Origin of the sequence: Sutcliffiella horikoshii, from assembly GCF_019931755.1 — a bacterium.
GTDB classification, from domain to species: domain Bacteria; phylum Bacillota; class Bacilli; order Bacillales; family Bacillaceae_I; genus Sutcliffiella_A; species Sutcliffiella_A horikoshii_E.
Genome location: NZ_CP082918.1, coordinates 2185860 through 2208757, shown reverse-complemented (window position 1 = coordinate 2208757; position 22898 = coordinate 2185860). Strand labels below are relative to the sequence as shown.

General features: G+C 39.2%; 24 protein-coding genes. 14 read left to right on the top strand and 10 right to left on the bottom strand.

The window, feature by feature from the left end; genetic code table 11:
* Nucleotide 1 precedes the first annotated feature (1 nt).
* Genes cobD through K7887_RS11180 form a run of 5 tightly spaced genes read left to right on the top strand, consistent with a single transcriptional unit; the run spans nt 2 to nt 3351 of the window.
* The gene (gene cobD, locus K7887_RS11200) at nt 2–1078 is read left to right on the top strand and encodes a threonine-phosphate decarboxylase CobD (RefSeq protein WP_223489236.1); all 1077 of its coding nucleotides are present in this window, start codon (nt 2–4) and stop codon (nt 1076–1078) included.
* On the top strand, nt 1075–1623 hold the full coding sequence (locus K7887_RS11195; RefSeq protein ID WP_223489234.1) for a bifunctional adenosylcobinamide kinase/adenosylcobinamide-phosphate guanylyltransferase: 549 nt from the start codon (nt 1075–1077) through the stop codon (nt 1621–1623). The genes cobD and K7887_RS11195 overlap by 4 nt, the downstream gene beginning before the upstream one ends.
* Complete coding sequence (gene cobS, locus K7887_RS11190) at nt 1620–2381, top strand: adenosylcobinamide-GDP ribazoletransferase (RefSeq protein WP_223489233.1); 762 nt, start codon at nt 1620–1622, stop codon at nt 2379–2381. Before K7887_RS11195 ends, cobS begins: the two co-directional genes overlap by 4 nt.
* Nucleotides 2333–2968 carry a histidine phosphatase family protein gene (locus tag K7887_RS11185; RefSeq protein WP_223489232.1) on the top strand — a complete coding sequence of 212 codons (636 nt, stop codon included), beginning with the start codon at nt 2333–2335 and terminating at the stop codon, nt 2966–2968. Before cobS ends, K7887_RS11185 begins: the two co-directional genes overlap by 49 nt.
* Nucleotides 2920–3351 carry a bifunctional adenosylcobinamide kinase/adenosylcobinamide-phosphate guanylyltransferase gene (locus tag K7887_RS11180; RefSeq protein WP_223489231.1) on the top strand — a complete coding sequence of 144 codons (432 nt, stop codon included), beginning with the start codon at nt 2920–2922 and terminating at the stop codon, nt 3349–3351. The genes K7887_RS11185 and K7887_RS11180 overlap by 49 nt, the downstream gene beginning before the upstream one ends.
* A gap of 75 nt (nt 3352–3426) precedes the next feature.
* Here K7887_RS11180 and K7887_RS11175 read toward each other — a convergent pair whose 3' ends face one another.
* Nucleotides 3427–3963 carry a YhcN/YlaJ family sporulation lipoprotein gene (locus tag K7887_RS11175; RefSeq protein ID WP_223489230.1) on the bottom strand — a complete coding sequence of 179 codons (537 nt, stop codon included), beginning with the start codon at nt 3961–3963 and terminating at the stop codon, nt 3427–3429.
* A 125-nt stretch (nt 3964–4088) separates the two neighbouring features.
* Here K7887_RS11175 and K7887_RS11170 point away from each other — a divergent pair, with 125 nt between their 5' ends.
* Both K7887_RS11170 and K7887_RS11165 read left to right on the top strand, forming a co-directional pair.
* The gene (locus tag K7887_RS11170; RefSeq protein ID WP_223489229.1) at nt 4089–4982 is read left to right on the top strand and encodes an alpha/beta hydrolase; all 894 of its coding nucleotides are present in this window, start codon (nt 4089–4091) and stop codon (nt 4980–4982) included.
* A 26-nt stretch (nt 4983–5008) separates the two neighbouring features.
* Nucleotides 5009–5200: a DUF2187 family protein gene (locus K7887_RS11165; RefSeq protein WP_223489227.1), complete on the top strand. Its 192-nt coding sequence runs from the start codon at nt 5009–5011 to the stop codon at nt 5198–5200.
* A 49-nt stretch (nt 5201–5249) separates the two neighbouring features.
* Here K7887_RS11165 and K7887_RS11160 read toward each other — a convergent pair whose 3' ends face one another.
* Complete coding sequence (locus K7887_RS11160; protein WP_223489225.1) at nt 5250–5837, bottom strand: cell wall hydrolase; 588 nt, start codon at nt 5835–5837, stop codon at nt 5250–5252.
* A 229-nt stretch (nt 5838–6066) separates the two neighbouring features.
* Here K7887_RS11160 and K7887_RS11155 point away from each other — a divergent pair, with 229 nt between their 5' ends.
* Nucleotides 6067–6519 carry a hypothetical protein gene (locus tag K7887_RS11155; protein ID WP_223489223.1) on the top strand — a complete coding sequence of 151 codons (453 nt, stop codon included), beginning with the start codon at nt 6067–6069 and terminating at the stop codon, nt 6517–6519.
* A 25-nt stretch (nt 6520–6544) separates the two neighbouring features.
* On the opposite strand, the gene K7887_RS11150 is transcribed toward K7887_RS11155, so the two are convergent.
* Entirely contained in the window at nt 6545–7249 is a 705-nt protein-coding gene (locus K7887_RS11150) for a class I SAM-dependent methyltransferase (protein WP_223489221.1), read from the bottom strand.
* 98 nt (nt 7250–7347) lie between these two features.
* Here K7887_RS11150 and K7887_RS11145 point away from each other — a divergent pair, with 98 nt between their 5' ends.
* The 3 genes from K7887_RS11145 (at nt 7348) to K7887_RS11135 (ending at nt 10391) form a co-directional block, all read left to right on the top strand.
* Complete coding sequence (locus K7887_RS11145; protein ID WP_169290212.1) at nt 7348–7551, top strand: DUF6501 family protein; 204 nt, start codon at nt 7348–7350, stop codon at nt 7549–7551.
* Between the two features lie 107 nt (nt 7552–7658).
* Nucleotides 7659–8771 (top strand): PQQ-dependent sugar dehydrogenase, encoded by a 1113-nt coding sequence (locus K7887_RS11140; protein WP_223489219.1) that lies wholly within the window; start codon nt 7659–7661, stop codon nt 8769–8771.
* Between the two features lie 192 nt (nt 8772–8963).
* Nucleotides 8964–10391 carry a phospholipase D family protein gene (locus tag K7887_RS11135; protein WP_223489217.1) on the top strand — a complete coding sequence of 476 codons (1428 nt, stop codon included), beginning with the start codon at nt 8964–8966 and terminating at the stop codon, nt 10389–10391.
* A 255-nt stretch (nt 10392–10646) separates the two neighbouring features.
* Here K7887_RS11135 and trhA read toward each other — a convergent pair whose 3' ends face one another.
* The 4 genes from trhA to K7887_RS11115 form a co-directional block, all read right to left on the bottom strand.
* The gene (trhA, locus tag K7887_RS11130) at nt 10647–11294 is read right to left on the bottom strand and encodes a PAQR family membrane homeostasis protein TrhA (protein ID WP_223489215.1); all 648 of its coding nucleotides are present in this window, start codon (nt 11292–11294) and stop codon (nt 10647–10649) included.
* A gap of 139 nt (nt 11295–11433) precedes the next feature.
* The gene (locus K7887_RS11125; RefSeq protein WP_223489213.1) at nt 11434–12534 is read right to left on the bottom strand and encodes an AI-2E family transporter; all 1101 of its coding nucleotides are present in this window, start codon (nt 12532–12534) and stop codon (nt 11434–11436) included.
* A 142-nt stretch (nt 12535–12676) separates the two neighbouring features.
* Nucleotides 12677–14296, bottom strand: coding sequence for an ABC-F family ATP-binding cassette domain-containing protein (locus K7887_RS11120; RefSeq protein WP_223489211.1), 1620 nt, complete (start codon nt 14294–14296; stop codon nt 12677–12679).
* Nucleotides 14297–14434: 138 nt separating this feature from the next.
* Nucleotides 14435–14887, bottom strand: a complete 453-nt coding sequence (locus tag K7887_RS11115) for a cupredoxin domain-containing protein (protein WP_223489209.1) — start codon at nt 14885–14887, stop codon at nt 14435–14437.
* A 156-nt stretch (nt 14888–15043) separates the two neighbouring features.
* On the opposite strand from K7887_RS11115, the gene K7887_RS11110 reads away from it, so the two are divergent.
* Nucleotides 15044–16030, top strand: a complete 987-nt coding sequence (locus K7887_RS11110; protein WP_223489207.1) for a DUF3231 family protein — start codon at nt 15044–15046, stop codon at nt 16028–16030.
* 494 nt (nt 16031–16524) lie between these two features.
* Here K7887_RS11110 and K7887_RS11105 read toward each other — a convergent pair whose 3' ends face one another.
* Nucleotides 16525–16854 (bottom strand): DUF779 domain-containing protein, encoded by a 330-nt coding sequence (locus tag K7887_RS11105; RefSeq protein ID WP_223489205.1) that lies wholly within the window; start codon nt 16852–16854, stop codon nt 16525–16527.
* Between the two features lies 1 nt (nt 16855).
* A complete protein-coding gene (gene adh / locus K7887_RS11100; protein ID WP_223489203.1) occupies nt 16856–18376 on the bottom strand; it encodes an aldehyde dehydrogenase in 1521 nt (506 codons plus the stop codon).
* 306 nt (nt 18377–18682) lie between these two features.
* On the opposite strand from adh, the gene recQ reads away from it, so the two are divergent.
* Together recQ and K7887_RS11090 are read left to right on the top strand one after the other, a co-directional pair.
* On the top strand, nt 18683–20830 hold the full coding sequence (recQ, locus tag K7887_RS11095) for a DNA helicase RecQ (protein ID WP_223489201.1): 2148 nt from the start codon (nt 18683–18685) through the stop codon (nt 20828–20830).
* A gap of 97 nt (nt 20831–20927) precedes the next feature.
* Nucleotides 20928–21194 (top strand): hypothetical protein, encoded by a 267-nt coding sequence (locus K7887_RS11090; protein WP_223489199.1) that lies wholly within the window; start codon nt 20928–20930, stop codon nt 21192–21194.
* 43 nt (nt 21195–21237) lie between these two features.
* Here the strand turns inward: K7887_RS11090 and K7887_RS11085 are convergent, their stop codons facing one another.
* Entirely contained in the window at nt 21238–22767 is a 1530-nt protein-coding gene (locus K7887_RS11085) for a hypothetical protein (protein WP_223489198.1), read from the bottom strand.
* Nucleotides 22768–22898 lie beyond the last annotated feature (131 nt).

Genomic DNA, 22898 nt, shown 5'->3' with positions numbered 1-22898 from the left:
GATGAATTGGCCAGAACACGGCGGTCAGCCGGATTTGATGAAGAAGCTTTTGCAAGCAGAAGAGCAAGAAGTCTTAGACTTTAGTGCGAACCTTAATCCATTGGGACCACCTGAATGGTTGCAGGGTGAGTTGGAAGAGCAGTGGGAGAAGTTGTTGTGCTATCCGGATCCGAACTATACGTTTAGCACTAGTGCATTAGCATGGATGGAAAGGATTCATGATGAGGAAATGCTTCTTACCAATGGGGGAGCGGAAGCCATTTTTCTTGCGGCTAAATATTTTGAAGGGAAGAGGGCTGGGATCGTGCATCCTGCTTTTTCGGAATATGAACGGGCATGTAGGCATTATCATCTACAGGTGACAGACTTTTTAACATCGCCTGTGGATGATTTTCGGCTGCCGATGAATCAGCTGCTTGAAGCACTTCCAGATTTGGATGTCTTCTTCCTATGTCGTCCTAACAATCCAACTGGGGTGGTCATTCCGAAAGCAGAGATAAAAATGTTACTGAAACAGGGACTTCATAATCATACCTTCCTAGTTATAGATGAAGCGTTCGTGGATTTTGTTCCATCCGAGTCGTTGACTCCGTTGCTTAAAGAATTTCCTAATCTGATTTTACTCCGGTCACTGACAAAAATGTACACGATACCAGGCCTTCGGTTAGGTTATATGATGGCTAGTGAAGCAGTCATAAATGAAATGAAAAGCTTCCAGGTACCTTGGAGTGTCAATGCTTTGGCAAGTGCTATTGCTCCGCTTTTATTAAGGGATCAAGACTTTGTGGAGCAGACTTTCAGTTGGCTTGATGGACAGAAAAGGAAGTTGCGAAACTTTGCAGAAAGGTATGAATTCTATCTATCTAACACATCAGTCAATTTCTATCTACTTAAGGATAATAGAAGTCCGGAAAAAACGGAGACGCTTTTCACTTTCTTGTTCCAACACGGAATTTTGGCAAGGCATACACATAATTTTAAAGGGTTGGATGGAAGCCACTTAAGGCTTGCCATACGTTCAGAGGAAGAGAATGATAAATTGCTTGCCATTCTAAAAAAGTGGAGGGAGAGAGATTGATCATTTTTATTTCTGGAGGGGCTCGATCTGGTAAGAGTAGCTTTGCGGAACAGCTGGCTCTATCTCTTCATAATAAAAATCCCACCACTGAGCTTATTTATCTAGCAACTTCTAAAAAGATTGATAAAGAAATGGAACAAAGAATAGCGATGCATAAGGAACAGCGCGAGAAGAAGTGGCAGGTAGAAGAGATACCGGTAGAGGTTGGTCGAAGCATACGGCAGGCGCGTAAAGGCGATGTCATCCTCTTGGATTGCCTGACAATCTGGCTTAGTAACATGCTATTTGATGGAATACCAAGGAAAAAAGAGGAAATAGTTGCAACAGTTGAAGAGTGGGGGACTTTTGCAAGGAAGAAAGGTTTGACTCTGTTAATTGTCTCCAATGACCTAAATGAAGAACCTTTATCCTCTTATAAAACGGTACGCTGCTATGTATATATGTTGGAATTACTACATCAAAATATCGTCAAACAAGCTGAAGTAGCGATACAGGTCAGGGCAGGCATTCCAAAGTACTGGAAAGGGAAAGAGGTGTCATTGTGAAAAATTGCTTGTATGGATTATGTTTATCTCTCCAATTTTTAACCAGGATTCCTGTGCCTGTGGAGTGTCCTTGGAACAAGGAAACTAGTAGGTGGGCACTTAGATGTTATCCATTGACAGGTATGTTACTGGGAGGGATTCTATTTTTAACTGTATCCCTTTTGCATGGTGTTGTGCCAACATGGATGCTGGCACTCCTTATTTTGACCATCTGGATTTGGATTACAGGAGGCTTGCATCTTGACGGCTGGATGGATGTGGCGGATGCAATTGGTTCCAATGCTACACTTGAGAAAAAGTGGGAAATTATGAAAGACCCGCGGGTTGGTAGCTTTGGAATCTTAAGTTTATTGTTCCTGGTAGTATGGAAAGCAGTCTTCATTTATTTGTTGTTGATTGAATCCTTACAATATATCTTTTGTTTCCTGGTCATCCTTGCCTGTTCAAGAGGCATTGCGGTCTGTCTGATGTATTTCTTTCCAACTGCTCAGCAACATGGGTTGGCTTTTGAATGGAAGAAGAACCTTACTAGAGGAGATTTGGTCGTGGCATTTTTGCCCATAGCCGGATTAACTCTATTACTTCCGGAGTATCTTTTACTATTACTTGGCTATTTTTTCTTCACATGGTGGTATGGCCATTGGATGATGAAACACTTTAAAGGAAGTAATGGTGATCTGTTGGGGACGGCCATTGAAGGAGGGGAACTATGCGGATTAATCGTTATGTGGATCTATATCTCATTCGTCATTGGATAACCGATTGGAACAGGGACAAACGTTATCTTGGACACACGGATCAAGATATCCTACTGGATGGAATAAATGAGTTGGATTTACTAAAAAGTGAGCTTGAAAGTCTATCATTCGATGCCATCTATTCAAGTGACCTGAGAAGATGTCAAAGGACGTTGGATTACTTGCACCTGCGCCATTCTCCAAACGTTGATCCGAGATTAAGAGAAATGAATTTCGGTGATTGGGAAGGGAAGAAATACGAAGATTTGAAGGAAGATCCTTGTTACCAGAAATGGCTTGATAATTGGGAATTGCATAGCACACCATCTGGCGAGAGCGGGCAAATGTTTCAACAGAGAGTGGATGCATTTGTTTCGGAAATGTTGAATAGAGACAAGCTGTCTTTGGAAAAAGCTAGCATTCTGGTAATGACCCACGGTGGAGTGATTCGGTACATGCTTCGTAAGTTCAAAGCTACAAACTCTTTTTGGGAATCACCTGCTGTTACACATGGAAAAGGACTTTTATTAAGATTGGTAGACAGGGAGGGGGAGTGGAAGTGCAACTCATTATCGGTGGTGCCTTCAGTGGGAAAAGATCTACAGTAAGAACCCTTCATTCTGAGGAACTAAGCTGGGTTTCTGCGTACGATGAACATAGCATGACCGACTGGAAATCCCAGTGGGAGAGCGATACATCATTAGTTTTAGAAGGCTGGGAACAGTGGATAATGAATGCTCTACCATTGGAACAAGATGATGATTCCATTCGGCAATTTTTTTATTCATTTCTTTTGGAGTTGAAAGAGGAGGAACGTAAGAGGGGCAAAGGAATAGTTCTAATCATGCTGGAAATGGGCCGCGGGATTGTCCCTGTGGAGAAACAGGAAAGGAGACTTCGTGATCTTGCGGGATGGTTCTCTCAAGATGCCGCAAAACTTGCAGATGAGGTATACTATGTTTGGCATGGGATGAAGGAACAATTGAAGTGATGGACTATATTCATAAAAAATAAAAACCCAGACCGTTAAATCTGGGTTTTTACTGATGCAAATTTATCTCCTGCATTACCTAGAAGTCGGGAATAAACGTTGCACTACTTCCGTAAACTCATCAAAGATTCCAGCAACCGGTCTGCCGTCTCTAATATCATTCGTATAGCCTTCCATACGATCGACGAATTCTGGGTTTACAGAAACATATACATTGCGGATGCTACCGTCTGATTTACGCACCTGGTCTGCAATCTTCTTTTCCACATCTTTCGTTAATTCCTTCTTACCTTTCCCTTCTAACACAGCTGCCACATAAGCATTTCGATTAGTAACGAGAACACTGCAGGATTCTACCTCTTTTAGATCAGTAATATGTTTTGTAGCTTCATCCGCCACTTCAAGTCTTGGTTCATTTGTCTCATTAACTCTACGTGGGTTGATGTCGCCATTTCTTACATTCCTATTATAACGCCCCATGTTATCGTAATTTACATTTAGAGCATCATCAGGATTGTCATTTCTTGCAGTACCATAATCATCTACATTTCCACAACCTGTCATCACCATCGTCATGACAAGGCCAGTTACTAAAAATCCTTTAATTTTCAATTCTCTACACCTCTTTCATCATATTTACCTATATGTTTCATCAAGAGGAAGGGAATTATTCGGATTTTTGTTCTTAAATAAGGTAAGATAAGAATAAGTGCTTCATGAGTGAAAAGAGGTCAGCTATGGTTACGTATAACAGGGAAGAATATTTACATTTCTATGGTTTGGATACATTGGTTACCATACATACTGGTGAAATGATTACCCACGAACACCACGAAATCTTCATACAGACTTTTTTACCGGAAAAAAATAAGGGACTAGTCACCATAGTTCACGGTTATCTTGACCATTCAGGAGCACTTTCCAAGATCATTCATACATTAGTTTCTGATGGATACGGCGTTATCACTTTTGACTTGCCGGGCCATGGTCACTCAAGAGGAGACCGGGGAGATATTAAAGATTTCTCTGAGTATATCCAGGTCCTACATGCCGTCCATTGTCACCTCTTACAAAAGGGAATAACTCATAAAAGATGGTCAATAATCGGACATAGTACCGGTGCTGCCATCATATTAACTTACATGAACGAGTATGAATGCTCATTTGACAAAATTATTCTAGTTGCACCCTTGATTCAGCCATATTTGTGGTCATTTTCAAAATTTGGTGTTAAACTCATTGGGGAGAAAAAATTTAATTTTAAAAGAACATTTAGAAAGAACTCTTCAGACCCAGAGTACATAGCACTTGTGAAAAGGGATCCGCTTCAATTTACCAGACTACCTATAGGATGGCTTCAATCTCTAGACCGGTGGAACGGCAGTCTGTCTGAACAACTTTCAGGGAGTGAGAAACCCCTATTTATCATTCAGGGAAATAAAGACACGACAGTTGATTGGAGATATAATGTAAGTTTTATTTTTAAAAAATACCCAAATTCAACGTGTGTTCTTATCGATGGAGGTAACCATCAACTTTTCAATGAAACGGCAATAATTAGGGATATAACTTTTACACATATTAAAAGATATTTATCAGCCATTGGGGATAATAAGGATAGAAGAGAATAAAGAATTAAAAAAGGTGGAGTTCGAACATGGAAGAAACAAAAGCAGTAAACGTTCAAGTAGGAGATACGATTCAAATTAATAAAGGGTCAAAAAAAGGTAGTAAAGGTACGGTTATTGTTGTCAGAGACAGCTCGGTAATCGTTGAACTCGGCAAAAACCCTAATACTGGCGAACCTATTCGTACCGTTATCAACCATAAAAACTACAAAGCGCTATAAATAATGAAAAAGGCACCGGACATAAATCCGGTGCCTTTTTTTCTTATAGTTATTGTGCAAATACGTGATTACCAATTGTCTTCGTTACTTTTCTTGTACGAATCCATTCATCACTTGTTTTGTCAGGGTTAAAGAAGTAAAGGGAGTTGTTGCCATCTCCGCGGAATGCAATGGCTTCTTCCACAGCTTTTAATGCTTCTTCATCTGCGGCTTTATCAATTTGACCATTTCCAACTGGTGAGAACTGATAAATTCCACCAGCAGTCGTTTCATACACGACTTCTTTGATAGAGTCAGGGAATTGCTCACTATCAACACGATTTAAGACAACTGTTGCCACAGCAACTTTACCTTCATACGGCTCACCTTTAGATTCCGCATGTACAAGACGTGCCAACAATTCTTTATCTTCCTTTGATACTTTTTCCGGGAGTTGTAAAGCTTCTCCAGGGAAAATTAGATGGTTGTTTTTATTGTTTAATTCTTGCATTTCCTTAACGGAAACTCCGTAAGTCTTACCTATATTCCAAAGTGTATCGCCTGATTTTACTTTATGTGAACCAGCTGCTTGTGCATCAAATCCTGTTCCGGCAAACAATGCTACAGCTGCAGTAGAGATTGCAATAAGTTTTTTCATAGAAAAAATTCCTCCTTGTGTTGTGTATAATCATCAACTCTCGGACGCTCTAGAAAATATCGTAACAAGTATATACAACTATTTCACTGTATAAATGTTGGCATGGGATGATATATATTGTAGATATTACCTACATTTCACAATTAAGAGGATAATGTTGGGATAAAGGTGGGAAAATAAGTTCATTACGCCAAGTATAACCTAATTAAAATTGATGGGAGATGTTGTATTGCGCTATATAGCAAAGTACCCGACAGCAGTCCACAGCTTTATATTATCCTTGATGTTGATCCAAGGAACCTATCAAATGTTGCAAGCTCACTATGGAAGAGGAATAGTGCAGCTCTCCATAGGAATGATTATCTTGTTTTCCTACTTCATTCGATATGAAATAAAGTTGGATGAAACAAGCGTGTATTACGACATACTGTTTTTAGGTCATCCGTTTTATTCAAAAAAAATCGTTCCCAGTGACATAAGGAAAATGGTCTTTAAACGAGTGGGATGGTCAGCAAGGGGAGCATTCATTTATACAGATAAACTTTTTCCGATTCGATTAATAAATTTTAAACCTGATAATATGTATGATCAATTACATCTGTTTGGGAAGAAGAATGGAATTTCCATCGTATGTAGGGAAGACTTTATTGAGCAAGGTCAAAACGTAACAAAAGAAAGCTGAAGCATACATAAGTAGCTCCAGCTTTTTACCGTTGTGCTCGTATGATAGTCAATTCAACATGTTCCTGCGATTCATATGTTAGCTTTTCATGCTCATGCATCACTTCAAAGTACATATCTTCTATTACTTCAGAAGGGTTGATTTCCGGCTCGGAGGGTTCTATTTCTCCTAAAGGAAGAGGAGATATTTCTACTTTATTAAACCCGTGATGTTTAAGAGTTTCTTTCCATTCGTTTTTACTGAGTATTCTTGGCATATTATAGAATTGCTTCATTCTGTCTTCCAATTCAAGGGGCATGGTACCTTTCTTCGTCATCTCAAATGCTAACAGAACACCGTCCTCCTTCAGCAATCGAAACAACTCAGGAAGTGTTTTGTTTGTATCGGTAAAAGATAGTACAGATTCAGAAAGTATAAAATCAAAAGTGCTACCTTTAAACTCTGTTTTTTCAATATCCATTTGTAGGGCAGTTATCCCTGCTTGCTGTTCTGCAAATCTATTGTTGGCTTTATCAATCATTATAGGGTGGTTGTCTACGGGTGTAACATCTATATTCATAGCATGGAGGAACATTGACGTTTGTCCTGTTCCGCACCCAATTTCAAGCAACTTCTTATCTTCAAGATTTTCATTTAAGAGAATGGTTTTTGTAAGCTCCAACCCTCCAGGGTGAGCACCACCAATCCCAAGGAAAGCAAGTAGATCCGTATACGCTTTATTGCTCATCATTTTCACCTCATCTAATCATATGAGGAAACGGTTGTGTTTGTTCATTAATAAAAGATGAGGTAAAATAGTTGAGAGATAACTGTGGAGGTGCAAAGCAAATGATACATAATTCTTGGGATAAAAAAGAGACTGTACAGCATGTAAAGTGTGTACATACAGATGCAAAAAAATATCTAGTGAGCAATATGCTGACTGTTGGAAAAACGTACGAAGTGAAAAATGAAACGGAAGAGTTTATTTTCGTAAAAGACAACAGCGGCCATATTGGCGGATATTATAAAACCTATTTTGAAAAAGCATAAGCGAACGGAGAGACAAGGCGGAAAAACGTCTTGTTTTTTTTGTATTTTACTTCGTAAATTGGATTAGACTTGAAAGATGAGGGGAAAAGAGTAGAGGGGTGACTTTTTTGAAAAAATTCATGTTAACTATTGCCTTGCTGTGTCTGTTTTTAGCAGGTTGTACTTCTGGGGTGGAACCGGAAAATGAAAGTAATAAAGAAGTACTAGAAACGAACACATCACCTGACAAGGATGTAAAGGATGAACAATTTAGCATTACTAATAAAGAAGTAATGGCGACCAAATTAAACGTGCCTTGGTCCATCACTAAATCAGGAGATACATTTTTTATTACAGAAAGAGCAGGTAAGATAGTGAAGATAGATAAAGAAGGTATGAAAAGGGAAGATATACAGCTGGATAAACCGTTATTGGTCTATGGTGAGGGTGGATTGCTCGGTATGGAACTACATCCTGACTTTCAAGAGAACGGACTCGCGTTTGCCTATCATACATATGGAACGGAAGAGAAAGTGAAGAATAGGATTGTAACGTTGAAGTATGACGGAACAGAATGGAAGGAAACAGGAGTTCTCTTGGAAGACATCGATGGAGCAATTTATCACAATGGTGGACGGGTAAAAATCGGACCTGATGACAAGTTATATGTAACTGCCGGAGATGCCAATGAACCTGAGTCTGCACAAAATAAAGAGTTGCTCACTGGCAGTATTCTCCGCATGAATCTGGATGGTACTGTTCCCGAGGATAATCCGTTTCCAGGTTCCTATGTATACAGTTACGGCCACCGAAATCCTCAAGGGTTAGCTTGGGATAAAGAAACCGGTGAGATGTATGAATCAGAGCATGGCCCTTCCGCATTCGATGAAATCAATATTATAAAAAAAGGCAAGAACTATGGATGGCCAACTTATACAGGAGATGACCATGCTGATGGGGTAGAAGCGCCTCTGTTTCACTCTAGGACTGATACTTGGGCACCATCTGGCATTGTCGTTGAGAACGGAATCCTGTTTGCAGCAAGCTTAAGGGGTGAAATGGTAAGAGCATTTGACATTAGCTCTAAGCAACAATCTATACTTTGGAAAGACAATGGACGAATTAGAGATGTATGGAAGGAGGGGGATTCCATTTATTTTATAACCAACAACACAGATGGGAGAGGAAACCCTGTCCCAGAAGATGACCAGCTGATCAAACTAGACCTATCGGTTGATTAACTAAAGAATTCTAGCTGTTGATTGGAGCAAAAGGCGAAGACTCCAGCGGGGGAGAAGCGACAATGTTGAGACCCCGCAGCGAAGCGAGGAGGCTCAAGGTCGCCCCGCGGAAAGCGAAGCCATTTGCGGAAATCAACAGCGGTTTTTACGAAAGATTAGTTGGTCTTTCGCCACTATTTTAGGGGGAACAAGATGAAAAACTATATAAAGAAAAATAAAATGCTGATATTTATCCTTATACTTATTACTATTGTTATACTAACCAGCGTTTATCACAGTTATAAGCCTTTGCCTCAAGGTGTATCCTTTGAAGGAGAGGTTCACAACGTTTCAGAAGTGGATTTCCTCTATGATATTACTTACGGTGAAAAGGATAACCTTCAGAAAGAACATGCGATATTTGACCGTATTTATGAAGTGATTGATGAGGCAGAAGAATTTATCGTAATAGACATGTTTTTATTTAATGGATATCATGATGGTGAAATGGATTATCCTCCATTAAGCTCCAATTTAAAGGAAAGTCTTATTTCCAAAAAGAAAGAAAACCCAGATTTAGACATTGTATTCATAACAGATGAAATCAATACGACTTACGGGTCACATGAAGCGGAAGAGCTCTCAACCCTCGAGGATAATGGAATTAGAGTAATTGAAACAAATGTAAAGGTTTTACGGGATTCCAATCCGCTTTATTCTGGTGTCTGGCGAGTGTTTTTTCAATGGTTCGGTCAAGGTGGTTCAGGTTGGATCAAAAATCCGATGGCTAAAGATGCACCTGAGACAACCGTGCGCTCCTATCTAAAACTCTTAAATATTAAAGCTAACCACCGAAAGGTAATAGCGACAGATAAAACTGCCATCATCTCGTCAGCAAATCCACACGATGCAAGCGGACTCCACTCCAATACAGCTTTTGAAGTGTCTGGAAACATCATCGGTGATATTTTAAAAACAGAACAGGCAATCCTTGATTTTTCAGGGGGAGGCACTTTACCGAAATACACCGGACAGGCAGAAGAAGGTGATATTGCAGTTCAGCTGTTAACCGAAAGAAAAATATTAGACCATGTTCTGGAGGAAATAAAAAAATCCAAAGATAAGGAAGAAATTTGGGTAGGGATGTTCTATCTGGCTGAAAGAAAGATCATTGAGGAACTAATTGCCGCTGCAGATCGGGGAGTAACCGTTAATTTAATTCTTGACCCCAATGAACATGCCTTCGGTCAACAGAAAATCGGTCTTCCCAATAGGCCAGTTGCAGCAGAGATGGTAGAAGAAGGGCAAGGAAACATTGAATTAAGATGGTACAATACACAAGGTGAGCAATACCACCCGAAAATGATCTATTTTAAACGAGCAGAAGAATCCACCATTATCGGTGGATCTGCAAACTTCACGAGAAGAAACCTATATGATCTTAACTTAGAAACTGACATAAAGATAACCGCCAATAATGACGAGCAAGTAATGAAGGATATGGACGATTACTTCCTAAGGTTATGGAGCAACGAGGACGAGATGTACACTCTCCCTTATGAAACCTACAAAGATGAAATGCCTATCGTAAAAAAAGCCATGTACCGCCTACAAAAAATATTTAGGTTTACGACCTACTGATTAATGCAGTAGCCAAGTTGATTGGAGTGGAAGGCGCGCAGACTCCTCGAAAATGCTAACGCATTTTCTTCGTGCGATGAAAAGCTGCCGAAGCCCTCCTTGTCCTATGGGAGGAAGGGACAGGGAAGACCCCGCAAGGCGTAGCCTGAGGAGGCTTCCGGACCGCCCATGGAAAGCGAAGTGTCTGGAACGGAAATCAACAGTTAGATGTAATATTAAGTATAAAAAAAGCTGTCCTTGTTGGACAGCTTTTTGTTATTGTATAGGTAACACATATAACAAAACAAAAAAGAAATGCAGCACAGTCCCGCCTAACACAAAAACATGCCAAACCGCATGATGATACGGAAAAGCCCGCCACACATAAAAAACCGCTCCTAAACTATAAACAACCCCACCAGCAACAAGAAAGGCAATACCGCCAGTGCCCACAGTAGAAGTAATATCACTCCAACCAAACACAGCCAGCCATCCCATCAATACATAAAGAAGGGTAGAAGCCAAAATAAACCTTTTCACAAAAAACACTTTAAATACCGTTCCTGCTATAGCCAGTCCCCATACTATTCCAAAAAGTGTCCAGCCTAGAGCACCATCCATAAGGATGAGGGTAATAGGGGTGTAGCTCCCTGCAATAAAAAAGTAAATGGAGGAATGATCAAGAATCTCAAAAACATTCTTAGCTTTTCCTTTAGGCAATGCATGTAATAATGTCGATGATGTGTAAAGCATCAACATGGTTATTCCATATACGATGAAAGTAGCCAGGTGAAGGGGGGTTCCGTTGATTGCAGAGAACACAATCAATAAAACAAGTGCTGCAATACTCGTTAATATTCCTATCCCGTGTGTAACTGTATTTGCAATTTCTTCTCCTTTTGAAAAGGTATGTGTTTGTGCCATGTTTATCATCTCACTTTTGTCGATTAATGTACTAAACTAAAACGTTCTTTATTATCATAACAACTATAAGTTTTTTTTTCCAATAAAAAAGCATGCCATCAAAGTGAAATTAACTTTGCATGACATGCTTTTAACATATTTATAGTAGCGAATCTTCCGTAACTTTTACTTTCCTTAGTTTAATAAATCGTATGGTATGCAGGACAATTACTTTTGAAACTGCATAGGTTGGTACAGCTAGCAGTAGGCCAAGCAATCCAGCAAACTTACTAGCAACTAGTAGAAGTAAAATAATTGTCAATGGGTGAACATCCAATTTCTTACCCATAACCTGCGGCGAGATGAAGTTACTCTCTATCTGTTGAACAATCACCACTACTAACAGTACCCACAAAGCCATAATAGGTTCGTCAAAAAAGGCTACGATAACACTTGGAATCGTCCCGATAAAAGGTCCGATAAAAGGTATTACATTCGTAAACATAGCGATTAATGCCAAGACGAGGGAATATTCAAGTCCAATTATTAAAAACCCAATATAGATTAAAACACCAACAAATACACTGACAATAATTTGTCCTTGAATATAAGAACTCAAAGCGATATCCATATCTTTCAGTACATTTCTACCTTCACGTTCATGTTGGCGAGGTATTATTTTTAAAACCTGATCAGGTAATCGTTCTCCATCTTTTAACATGTAGAATAGAACAAAAGGAATGACTACCAGTAAAATAAGGAAGCCGGTTATTGCACTAATAACATTAACTACATTCGATCCAAATGCTGTTACATAAGCATTTAAATTATCCGCTAACTTACCGGATATCTCTTCTAAAGAAAATCGTTCATTCTGCTGAAACCTTGCAATATATTCATTTTCTTGTAATTCAATTGTGTAATCTCTAATATCATTAATTATTTCTGGTGTATTCTTCACCAGACTATTAACCTGTTGTTGTAGAGTAGGACCAATAAGGAACAAAAGTAAAGTTATAAGTCCAATAAACATAAGGTAAATACTTAAAATAGCCAATGCTCTTGGTACATAGCGATCTGCAAGATTAACAAGAGGTCTGAGTAAATAATACATCACACCTGCAAGAATAATAGGTGCGAATAACGTGCTGATCATCACGGTGAGAGGGGTGAAGATAAAATCTACCAGTGATGCTAAGAAAATAATTAACAGTATGACAATAATTCCATAGCCAACTTTAAACCACTTCGTTTGCGGCATTGTAACACCTCGTTCATTCAAAATATTTAGTTGTTAATTACTCAATTATATAGGTAACTTCTGAATAATACTAATACGAAACAAAAACAAAAAGGTTTCACGATTTGAAAAAAGCCCTTTGGAAAAAGGGCCTTTAACAATTTTAGGAATGAAGATCAGCTAATTGCTGTTGAACACTTGCATCCTCTAAATATTCATCGTAAGTCATTTGTTTATCAACCATACCTTTAGGTGTGATTTCAATGATTCTGTTTGCAATCGTTTCAATGAACTGATGATCATGAGACGTGAAAACAATGGAGCCCTTGAAATTAATTAAGCCATTATTAAGCGCAGTAATAGACTCTAGATCCAAGTGGTTTGTAGGGTCATCAAGTAATAGCACGTTGGATCCGGAAAGCATCATTTTAGAAAGCATGCAACGAACTTTTTCCCCTCCAGATAGAACACTTGCTTTTTTCATTACCTCTTCACCAGAGAATAACATTCTACCAAGGAAGCCGCGCAAGAAGCTCTCGGTTTGGTCGTTAGGGGAGTATTGACGCAACCAATCCACAAGATTCATATCTACGCCTTCAAAAAACTTGGAGTTGTCTCTTGGGAAGTATGCTTGAGTAGTAGTGATTCCCCATTTAAATGTTCCGCTATCAGGTTCCATTTCACCAGAGATAATTTTTAAAAGAGTGGTATTTGCAATTTCATTTCCACCAACAAGCGCAATTTTATCATCTTTGTTCATGATAAAACTTACATTATCCAATACTTTGACGCCATCGATTGTTTTAGTTAAACCTTCGACACGTAAAAGATCATTTCCTATTTCACGTTCCGGTGTGAAATTCACGTAAGGATAACGACGGGATGAAGGTTTTATATCATCCAAAGAAATCTTATCTAAAAGCTTCTTACGGGATGTAGCCTGTTTGGATTTAGATGCATTTGCACTAAATCGGGCGATAAAGGCTTGGAGCTCTTTAATTTTTTCTTCTTTTTTACGGTTCACATCAGATGCCATTCTTGATGCAAGTTGGCTGGACTCATACCAGAAGTCGTAGTTACCAACATAGATCTGAATTTTTCCATAGTCTAAGTCAGCAATATGTGTACACACTTTGTTTAAGAAGTGACGGTCATGGGATACTACAATAACTGTATTCTCAAAGTTGATTAAGAACTCTTCTAACCATTGAATGGCTTTAATGTCCAAGTGGTTGGTAGGCTCATCAAGTAGTAGTACGTCAGGTTTACCAAAGAGGGCTTGTGCCAAAAGTACTTTTACCTTTTCCCCACCAGTGATGTCGGCCATTTTCTTTGTATGAAGATCTTCAGAGATCCCTAAACCTTTTAAGAGGATTGCTGCTTCTGATTCTGCTTCCCAACCATTTAATTCAGCAAATTCTCCTTCAAGTTCTGCAGCTCTCATACCATCTTCATCTGAAAAGTCTTCTTTCATGTAGATAGCATCTTTTTCTTGCATCACTTCATAAAGACGGCTATGTCCCATGATTACCACTTTAAGAACTTCATGTTCCTCATATTCAAAGTGGTTCTGCTTTAGGATAGCCATACGCTCATCCTTATTCATGGATACATCGCCGGTTTGTGCTTCCACTTCACCGGAAAGAATTTTTAGAAACGTTGATTTTCCTGCGCCATTTGCGCCAATTAACCCGTAGCAGTTGCCAGGGGTGAATTTTATATTAACATCTTCAAATAACTTTCGATCGCCATAACGTAATCCTATATTCGTAACTGTAAGCATGTAATTAGTTTCCTCCAAAATTAATGTCGTTGAAATTATACCATTAAATGAGGAGGTTGCAAAAGATTCATTTAATATAGAAGCATAAAATATAAAAATAAAAATGACCAGTCTACATCTTGACTGGTCAATTTGGATCTAATAAACGTAAATATAAGCCACCATTGGAGGACTATGATGTCCGTTATGGTGAGAATGAGTGGAACAGATAAGTTTATATACTCCAGCTTTGTCAAAACTTACATTGATAAGAGTTTCCTCGCCTTTTTTTATAACCCCGTTAATATCTGTTCCTTCAATTGAATATGGATGTTCACTGCCATTTACTCCAAATATACTTAATGTTATTTCCTTGCCTTTTGGTACGGTAATAGTACCAGGGTCAAAACGGTAGGCTTCTATTTCTGTACCATCTTCCAATTTAGTCTTAAATTCAGAAGTAATCATATTGAATACTAGTTTTTCTTCTGCAGATGGTTTGCCGGTGGTGGGCATTACCCCTTTATTAACAACATACCACCCGCCTAATCCAGCGATTATACAAAGTACAACCGTAATAAGGAAACTTTTTTTAATCACAAAAAATTTCAAGTCTACGCCACCCCTTCTTTTGCTTGTCTTCTACTTAAATGTGTATGCACGGGAGGGGAGTGGGTTGTCTCCTTTTTTAAAAGAGATGATTTTTTAATAACAATTGTTATTGTGAGGCATACTAAAAAAAATGAATCTCGGGAGGGGCAAGTTTAAATGGATAAGCAGTTGTCATCGTCTGAAATAGGTAATCTGTGGATGACGTACCAACAAAAAACGATGCTGGCGAGGCTTTTAGAGCATTTTCTTGCGAACAAACAAAATGAAGAGGTCCACAATTTGTTACAAACCTACTACGATCAAGAAATTAATTTTATAAATGAATTAACGGTGCTATTTAATCAGGAGAATATCGTGGTGCCTGTTGGATATGTAGAAAGCGACGTGAATCCGTCCACGAAGCCATTATACGATCAGTACTTTGATGCACTTTTCCTAAGGGTTATGATGAAAATAACCATCGGTCTTAATGCCTTACATGTTAGTATGTCATACCGACAAGACATAACCGAATTATATAAAAGATTTCTGGACTTAGCGCAAAATACATACAATGAGTCTACCCAGTTCTTGTTGAAAGATGGGGTACTCAGTCGTCCACCAATGATTCCGATGCCTGAAAAGGTGGAGTTTGTAAAAGGGGAAGGCTATATGGCCGGATTTAATGTTTTCAGTGAAAAAAGACCATTGAATGCAATAGAAATTTCGCTATTGTATCAAGGGATAGAAACCAATGTACTCGGTTTTCAGTTGTTAAGAGGGTTTGAGCAAGTGAGCAAGGACAAAGAAGTAAAGAAATATTTTGAAAAAGGGAAAGACCTGGCGAAACAAATAATTGATACTTTCAGCGATACACTCTTAAAGAGTGATATTCAGCCACCAATAGTTGCTTGGGGAAATCCAACCTTATCAACGGAATCCCCTTATTCAGAGAAGCTTATGATGTATTTGACAAACCTCCTCAGCAACTTCGGTCTTACAAGTAATGCTCTTGGCACATCGTTCAGTCTTCGGTCAGATTTGCCGGCAAAGATGACGTTTATCGCTAAAGATATATTTGATTATGCCAAAGATGGTGGAAAGTTAATGGTTAAAAATGGCTGGATGGAAGAACCTCCGCAGTCAATGAAAAGCACAAAGTAAGTAAAACCGGGCCAAATATCGCCCGGTCTTTTATGTTGATTGGTTAATCACCGCTGTTCCTTTTCGCAAATGGCTGCGCTTTCCACGGGGCGACCTTGAGCCTCCTCGGCAAGCCTGCGGGGTCTCAACATTGCCGCTACTTCCCCGTAGGACAAGGAAGGCTTCGGCAGCGATCCATCGCACGAAGAAAATGCGTAGCATTTTCGAGGAGTCTCCGCCATTTGCTCCAATACACAGCTAGAAATTTCGTTAAAGAATGGTTATTAGGTTTTCAGTAAATCGGTTAAATAGCTTCTTTGATCTTAAGGTGAATGAAAACATCTTGTTGATTGGAGTGGAAGGCGCGCAGACGCCCGCGGGAGTAAGGGACAGGTGAGACCCCACAGGCTGCAAGCCGAGGAGGCTCACGGACCGCCCGCAGGCAAGCGAAGCGCCTGGAACGGAAATATGCTTCCTTAACTTATAAAAAGGCGTCCATTTGCGGACGCCTTTCGTCATTTTGGGAAGACTTTTGATCTTGTCAGGAAACGTACTCCTTCAGGACCTTCTAAGGAGAACATTCCACCTCTTCCAGGTACCACATCAATAATCAGCTGTGTATGCTTCCAATACTCATACTGCTTTTTATTCATATAGAAGGGAGCACCGCCTATTTCTCCAAGAAGGACATCAGAATCTCCAATCATAAAGTCTTCTTTTGGATAGCACATAGGGGAGCTGCCATCGCAGCAACCCCCAGATTGGTGAAATAGTACAGGTCCATGTTTGCCTATAAGCTTTTCAACTAATTCAAGGGCAGCTTCGGTTGCCAGTACTTTTTCCATTTTAAAAGAATCCTAATTTTTTTGGACTGTAGCTTACTAAAAGATTCTTTGTCTGTTGGTAGTGGGAAAGCATCATTTTATGGTTTTCACGGCCGATTCCACTCATTTTATATCCACCAAATGCTGCATTGGCAGGATATGCGTGGTAGCAGTTTGTCCATACGCGTCCTGCTTCAATTTGGCGGCCAAAACGATAGGCAGTGTTGACGTCTCTAGTCCAAACTCCTGCACCAAGTCCGTAAAGACTATTGTTCGCAATTTCTAAAGCTTCTTCCGCCGTTTTGAATGTGGTGACAGATACTACTGGACCAAAAATCTCTTCCTGGAAAATTCTCATTTTATTATTGCCTTTAAAAACGGTCGGTTTCACATAATAACCATTAGCAAGATCACCTTCAAGCATATTACGTTCTCCACCAGCAAGTAGCTCGGCACCTTCTTCTTTCCCAATTTCAAGATAGGAGAGGATTTTCTCTAACTGTTCTGATGAGGCCTGGGCTCCTATCATCGTTTCCGTATCAAGTGGATTTCCTTGTTTGATCTGAGATACTCGCTCAAGTGCACGTTCCATAAATTTATCGTAAATAGATTCATGAATCAGGGCACGGGAAGGGCATGTACATACTTCCCCTTGATTGAGTGCAAACATCACAAAACCTTCCACCGCTTTATCGAAGAAATCATCATCTTGAGCCAATACGTCTTCAAAGAAAATGTTCGGAGATTTTCCACCAAGCTCAAGAGTTACCGGAATGATGTTTTGAGAAGCATATTGCATAATTAGACGACCTGTTGTCGTTTCTCCAGTAAAGGCAATCTTTGCAATTCGGTCACTGGAGGCTAATGGCTTTCCTGCTTCCACACCAAATCCGTTGACAATATTCAATACTCCTGGAGGTAGAAGGTCTGAGATCAACTCAGTCATTACCATAATGGATGCAGGAGTCTGCTCAGCAGGCTTTAATACCACACAGTTACCAGCAGCCAAGGCAGGAGCTAACTTCCAAGTGGCCATTAATAACGGGAAGTTCCAAGGGATAATTTGACCGACCACCCCTAGTGGTTCATGGAAGTGGTATGCGATTGTGTCGTTATCAATTTCTCCGAGCGAGCCTTCTTGTGCTCTTATACAACCTGCAAAATATCTAAAATGATCGATAGCTAGCGGAAGGTCGGCTGCCATCGTTTCGCGAACGGGCTTTCCGTTCTCCCAAGTTTCCGCAACTGCTAGCATCTCCAAGTTTTCTTCCATACGATCTGCAATTTTATTTAATATGTTTGCTCTTTCAGCTACAGAAGTTTGTCCCCAAGCTGATTTCGCTTTATGGGCAGCATCCAATGCCAATTCAATATCTTCTGCAGTGGAACGGGCAACTTCACAAAAAACCTGACCTGTAACGGGAGTGACATTTTCAAAATACTCACCTTTTACCGGAGCGACCCATTCGCCGCCTATAAAGTTGTCATATCGATTTTTATAAGATACTTTTGAATCTTTTTCACCTGGGTTAGCATAAATCATTTGAAAATTCCTCCTCAGAATAGATTAATAGATTATCCATAGAACCTCATTATGTAAGCGTATACAAAATACTGCAAAAAAAGAAAGAGGTTAGACAACCTATTGTATAATGAATTTTAAACATTCTGATAATAAAATGCAAGGGAAATGATTTTTTATCGTCAGCAATGATTATTAGGCTTCATTTCACTTTGGTTGCAGGTCATTACTCATTCAGTTAAAATAATATTGAATCTTAGAATACTCCTTCATTTACCTAACCCCAATTACCTTCAACACATTTCCCATATAAAAACGAGGTGTACTATGTACGAACAAGGAAAAATTATATTGAAAGAATACTTTGGCTATGAAGATTTTAGACCTGGCCAGAAAAAAATCATTAAAAGTATCTTAACTAAATCCAACACGCTAGGAGTAATGCCCACTGGTGGAGGGAAGTCTATCTGCTATCAAGTGCCAGCTCTTCTAGAAAGTGGATTGACAATTGTTATCTCTCCATTAATCTCTTTAATGAAAGACCAAGTGGATTCCTTGATAAATATAGGGGTGCAGGCGACATATATTAATAGTTCGTTGAACGCAGGAGAAATAAGGGAAAGAGTTCAACTGGTGGAACAAGGCGAAATTAAACTATTATATCTTGCACCAGAAAGACTTGATTCTTACGATTTTCAATCTATTTTATCTGCTGTTGAAGTTTCGATCGTTGCGATTGATGAAGCGCATTGTATGTCCCAATGGGGGCACGATTTTAGGCCAAGCTATCGTGAAGTGGGTACTTTTATCAAAAGGATACCAGGAAACCCAACCATAACAGCTTTTACAGCGACTGCAACAGAACAGGTGATTGAAGACATTCAAACGATGCTTGGAATAACACCGGAACATACATATGTAACTGGTTTTTCACGGGATAACCTGACATTTTCCGTTTTGAGAGGACAAAATAAGGACAATTATTTGGAAAAGTTCCTGAAAGCAAATAAGGAAGAGTCGGGGATAATCTATGCAACTACCAGAAAAGAAGTAGATCAAATTTTTTCCTCATTGACGAAAAAGGGTTATAAAATTGGCAAGTATCATGCAGGACTTTCAGAAGAGGAAAGAAAAGAATATCAAGAAGACTTTCTACATGATCGCTTAAAGCTGATGGTAGCGACGAATGCATTTGGGATGGGAATAGATAAGTCGAATGTGCGATTTGTCATCCATTACAATATGCCTAAAAATGTAGAGTCCTATTATCAAGAAGCTGGAAGGGCAGGAAGGGATGGAGAAGAAAGTGAGTGCATCCTTCTGTTTAACGCGAGGGATATTCAGATCCAGAAATTTTTAATCGAAGAGAGCATCCGCTCACCGGAACGCAAAATGCAAGAATACAAAAAGCTTCAAGCAATGATGGACTATAGCTATACGCAGCGTTGCCTGCAAGCATATATCGTGCAATATTTTGGTCAGGAAACAGATCTTACTTGCGGTAAATGCAGTAACTGCTCCACCGATTTCGTTGAGCAGGACATTACGCTTGAGGCACAGAAGATATTTAGCTGCATTCATAGAATGAACGAAAGATTTGGGGCTCTACTAGTAGCAAAAGTATTAAAAGGATCAAAAGATAAGCGTATCCAGCAATTCCGTTTTGATAGCTTGCCAACCTACGGATTAATGAACAACTATACAGAAAAAGAGTTGGTGGATTTAATCAATATTCTAATTGCAGAGGGGTATTTAATACTTACTGAAGGACAATATCCTATTGTGAAGCTTGGTACAAGGGCAGTTCCAGTGTTAAAAGGAAAAGAAAAAGTGTTATTTAAAGTGAAAGAGCAAGTGAAATCTGTCGTGGAAGATAACGAATTATTCGATATGTTGCGTGAGTTGCGTAAAAACCTATCAAAAGAAGAGGGAGTCCCTCCATACGTTATTTTTCCAGATAGTACATTAAGAGAAATGAGTGAGAAACTACCGCCGGATGAAACGGCCATGTTAGAAATAAAAGGTGTGGGGTCGTTAAAGTTTGAGAAGTATGGAGAAGTGTTTTTAAGTGAGATAGCAAAGTTCACAGGAAAAGAGTTCTCCAGCAATAGTACTTCATCCACCCAAAAAAACGTTTCTAAAAAGATAAATAAGCCTTCTATTCCGATGAATATGGGGGAATCAAGTCATATGTTTACTTATAGACTCCTGCAAGAGGGCATGTCCTTTAAAGAAATAGCCAAAGAACGTGGAATGAGTTTGATTACGATTCAAAATCACCTTTTTAAATGTGCAAGTGATGAAGGTGTACAGGTTGATTGGGACACTTTTATTCCGGAGGAGTATGAGGAAGAAATAATTAAAGTCATCGAGGAAGTAGGCACGGAAAAGCTGAAGCCAATAAAAGAGAATTTACCTGATGATGTTGAGTATATTGCAATAAAAGCGGTAATGGCCAAGCATGAGATGATATAAATATATTCAGTTAAACAATTCTCCATAATGTTTAGTTTTTATCTTGTCGGGAATATCAAGTTTATAGATAAAAACCATAAAACAGGAGGCGTTTATAATGAATCGTCAACTAAAGAAACCTTTAATTGTGGCAGGAGCAGCTAGCCTCACCGGGGCCGGATTGTTAGCATATAAACCATACAGAGAAAAGATTGTTCATTACTCCAAGAAAGTTAAAAATAAACTTATACCTTTAAAGTTCAGAAAAACGGATTTGCCAATCGAAAAAGCAGGGAACCCAGATCCAGAAGATTTCCAAGATAACAACATGGTCAGTGAAGGTGCTCAATATTCAGTAGACTATTATAATAAGAAAATGCAATAAACAAAAAGGCGCTCGGTCCAAAACCGAACGCCTTTTTAATGTTTTAAACAAAGAATATAGCGTAAGCTACACCAACAACCCCTATTAAAGCCAATGTATAAACAGGCTTTATTGGCATCTCACCATTATTCTCCATCGCTTTCCCAAACATAAAGAATACAAGCGGGTGAACTAAGAACGGCATAGAGAAAATGAACGGAATTAAAGCGGCAGCTTCAGCACCGAACATCTCACCTTGAATGGCAGCAAATAAACCAAAATGCGAAATCGCAGAAGATTGAGCCATGGCTGCATAGTCAATAGACATAGTGCTTAGGCTTAGTAAAGCCAATCCACCGAATACCGCACACATTTGCCATCCAAAAGAGAACTGCATCAATGCCTTTACTTCTTTTTTATCTTCTCCATTAGCTTTTCTTAAGTTAACCAATGCGAGAACGGTCAAACCAACACCAACAGCTACAATTACCATGGAAGGCAAGATCCAAAGGCTGCCTCTTTCCGCACTTATAGCAAGCACAGAGAAGACAAATATATGTCCGAAAAACGGGATGTTAATCATAATGGGAGCACGTTTTGCAGCAGTTTTTCCAAAATCACCAGCTGTGCAAGCACCTGTTAAACCTGAATGTGACAGGGAACCAGCCATACCAGGAGCAAGGTTTCTTGTATTGGCATTTTTAGCAAAAAACATGATCAAAGCAATTCCGCCAAACATCCAGAACAATTGGCCGAAGAATCCATAGGCTAATACTGCATTCATCCCATCAATGGCAAATGCGTCGCCTATACGGGAACCACCAACCATAAAGTTGGCTGCCAATACAACCGGGATACCTGCAACTAATAGTGCGCGAATCGTCGGTCCGAAGCTCCAATTATAGAAGATAGCACCTAAAGCAGCAGCGATCATCATCGCAAAGAAAATTTGTGGCAAGGCAATCAGTGGCTTTATCCACATCGCAATATGATAAGAAATTACCAGTAACAGGATAATCGCCATCATCTCTACGATTCCTTTTTTCATGTACTGTTTCTTATTTTGAAGCTTAGCTTTGTTATCAATAAGAAGAATGGATCCGATGATTCCGATGTAAGCAATCAAAGGATAAACATTATCAAAACTTTGTGTACCATCAGAAAGGATCATCCGTGTGATTCCCTCTAGTCCAAATAATAGGAAGAATGCACGGACGATAAAGAAAAATTGAGTTCTTGAAGTGCCAAGGAAAGTCTCTTCCTCAGAAGGAACCACGCTATCTTCTACATCCAAGTCTTTATTTCCTAGTATTTTTCGAAGCTCCTGACCTCCTACGAAAAAGGATACGGTCAAGGCAATAATAGTTGTTCTTGCCATAAGGTCAATAAAGGGATACTCTACTAATCCTGGAGTTGCAACACCTGTGTCTACAAGTAAGTAACCCATTCCTAAACCCAGAATTACAATAATAAGGATAGGGGAAAATCTCGTACCTGCGACTACCATCCTTGAAACCAATACAATGGGAATAAGGAAGAAAAGCATCAACCAAAATTGATTTAACAATTCTATATTTGAAAATTGTTCTAACATCTTTCTGATCAGACTCCTATCGTTCATTTTTTCACAAAGAATTATCGTACAATATTCTTAGGTAAGTGTAAATCATTGTAAACGCCATCATTAAAATGTTTAACTATTTAATTTATATAAGGTGGTTTATA